Raw genomic sequence first — 3,047 nt, forward strand, 5'->3', positions numbered from 1 at the left:
TTTTGTTTGTGCTTCAGGTAATACCGTAGCAGCTGCCGAGCAGCGCGAGGCTGCGTTCGGCTGCGCAGCAGTCGTAAACCCTGAATGCACGGTGTATCTGACAGACTGCAGTGCCTGATTTCACGACTGCTTCGCAGCCTCGCGCTGCTCGGCAGCTGCTACAAGATTAGCCCGCGCCCCTGGTAAAAGGGCGCGGGCCGGGACTTTGACGCTAGTGCAAAGGACTCAGAACTGCGGTGTGTATTTCACGCTGAACATCACGTTGCGTGGATCACCGTAGTTGTTGTTGCCGTTAATCTGGTTGTAGGCCGCTGCGAAGTAGGTCTTGTCAAACAGGTTGTTGGCATTCATCGCCAGCTCGATTTCCGGGGTGAGCTGATAACCGACGCGAGCATTCCACACGGTGTAACCCGGAACGTTGACGGAGTGGTCGAAACCTATCGTGTGGGTTTGTGCGGTAAAGCCCAGGCCGGTACTCACACGGCTCCAGTCGCCGGTCATCTGATAATTGCCCCACACACGCAGCATGTGTTTAGGCGTCCACCAGCTGAAGATTTTGCCTTCGTTGTCAGGGTCGTCGAGGTATTTGGTGGTGTTGTAGGTGTAGCCGGCAAACAGTTGCAGATTGTCGATCACTTCGCCGCTGATTTCGGCATCCAGACCCTGGCTGCGCACTTTGCCCGATGCCGTCGAGCAATACCAACCGTCGCAGGTTTGTGCACCCTGCGTATCGAGAACGGCACGGTTTTCCTGGTCGTAACGGAACAGGGCCACGGAGGTATTGATCCGGCCATCCATCAACTCGCCCTTAAGACCGATCTCGTAGTTAGTACCAACAATCGGTTTAAGTACCGAGCCGGCGGTATCGCGTTCGGTTTGCGGTGTATATACGTCGGTGTAACTGGCGTAGACCGCCCATTCGCGGCTCAGGTCATAGACGATACCGGCATAGGGCGTGACTTCTCCGGTTTCAGTGGCGGTGCTTTTTGGATCTTCTGTAATGCCGCTCGCGGTCTGGGTCGAAGACTTGTAATTGTAGTCGTACCAACTGACCCGCGAGCCGAGCACCAGGGTCAGGTCTTCAACAGGCTTGACCCGCCAGCTGCCGTACAGGCCTTTCTGGCGGATGTCGTATTGGCTGGGAGTCCCACGGCCACCGGGGCTATTGATCAAGCCTTCGTAGCTGATCTCCGGACGGTTGTGATCAATGTCGAAGATGTTGTCGGAGCTGTCATTGAAGGTTCGGGCGTATTTGTCGTCCGAGGTGTATTTGGAATAGTTGCCGCCCACCATGATTTCCTGCGGCATGGACAAGGCTTCGAACTTGCCGGTGAGGTTCATGTCCAGAGCGACTTTGGTGGAGTCCATGTCCGTCACGAAGTCCGCGTATTGCACGCCGCTGCCATCGGGATTGATGCCATCGCCGGTGGATTGCACCCGCTGGTTCTTCGCCTTGTTGGTTTCCGTCATGCGCACGGCGCCGATCTTGAAGGCCCAGTCGTCGTTGAAACGGTGTTCCAGATCGGTGTAGAGCGTGGTGACGTCGATATCCGAATGGTTCCACTTCGCCCCGGTGTACGTGCTGCGCGGCAGGTCGATGGGTTTACTGTCGGAGTAACGCGGGAAGCCGCGGACATTCGAGCGCGATTCACCGTCGGACTGGCTGACCGCCACGCCCACGGTGGTGGCTTCGCTCAGATCGAAGTCCAGCGCACCGTACAGCGAGGTGGTCTTGTACCATTCGGAATCAACGAACGTGTGGGTGTCGTCCTGGTCGGCAAGGAAACGTCCACGGATGGTGCCGTTCTGGTTCAACGGCCCACCGGCGTCCAGTTGCAGACCGTAGTGATCCCAGGAGCCGGCCTTGCCGGTCAGGGTCACGGTCGGTACGGCCTGACCGCGCTTGCGCACCAGGTTGACCGCGCCACCCGGGCTGCCGGTGCCTTGCAGCAAGCCCGACGCACCGCGCAGCACTTCCATGCGGTCGAAGAAAATCAAGTCCTGCGTGGCCCAGTTGCCCAGCGCGTAAGTGTTGCGCGGAATCGGCACACCGTCGTACTGCCAGTCATCGATCTGGAAACCGCGCGAAGAGAGGATCAAACCTCTGCCAACGCCTTGGGCACCGACCAGTCCGGTGGTCTTGTTGGCGGCGTCCTTGAGATCGACGATGTCCTGATCATCCATTTGCTTGCGGGTCATCACCGTGACCGACTGCGGAATTTCCTTGAGGGTGTGGGTGCCCTTGCCGATGGTCACGGCATTCGAGGTGTAGGAATTCGAGCCTTCGGTGGTCGCGCCCACCTGTTGCGCGTTGATGGTGGTGGCGCCCAGTTCCAGCCCCTCGGTCGAACTGCCGCGTACCACCATCAGCGTGTTGCCTTCAAAGCTGTAGTGCACGCCCGTGCCCTTGAGCAATTGGGCAATCGCCGCTTCGCTGCTCAACTTGCCGCTGACGCGTGTGCTGCGCAGGCCGGTCATATCATCGGCGCTGTAGATCACCTGCTGATTGGTCTGCGTGCCAAACGCCTGCAACGCCTGGGGCAAAGGCTGGGCAGGAATGTCGAGGGTGAAGTCTTCGGCGTGGATCTGCGCGCTGAGCGGCAGCAGGCAAGCCATGCCCAGACTGGCCAACGAGCGACGCGAGCGCAGGGTTCGGGCAATGACCAAGGCCTTGAACAGAGGTTTCAACTCATGAATTGCTGACATCGTGCTCTCTATTTTTAATTGAAATGGATAGGATCCATGGGCAACCGAGTGCCCTGCCGCTGCCTGGACCTGTGAACCGCCTGGATCGGCTGCCCTCTCGGGCAACACGTCGCAAGTCGATGACCGGCCCCTCCCCGGGCTCGATCGTTTGTCCGGGCAGCGGTAAAAATGTGTACGGCTGGGAAAACTGAACCCTGTGGCTACCCTGCCCGGCTCGATTTATCTGCTTACGTAAGTAAGACGCAGCACCGTGCAAAAACCGGAATGAGTTTATTTATCATTTACGCAAAAATTCAAAAAAAAGGCCGACGCATTGGGCGTCGGCCTTTTTTTCTGCTACT

The 3,047-nt window shown here is 58.2% G+C and carries 1 protein-coding gene; it reads right to left on the reverse strand.

From position 1 onward, the window contains the following. Nucleotides 1-225: 225 nt before the first annotated feature. Nucleotides 226-2,706 carry a TonB-dependent siderophore receptor gene (locus JUI81_RS21315; protein ID WP_204124988.1) on the reverse strand — a complete coding sequence of 827 codons (2,481 nt, stop codon included), beginning with the start codon at nt 2,704-2,706 and terminating at the stop codon, nt 226-228. Nucleotides 2,707-3,047 lie beyond the last annotated feature (341 nt).

The organism is Pseudomonas sp. 008 (assembly GCF_016861935.1).
Taxonomy (GTDB): domain Bacteria; phylum Pseudomonadota; class Gammaproteobacteria; order Pseudomonadales; family Pseudomonadaceae; genus Aquipseudomonas.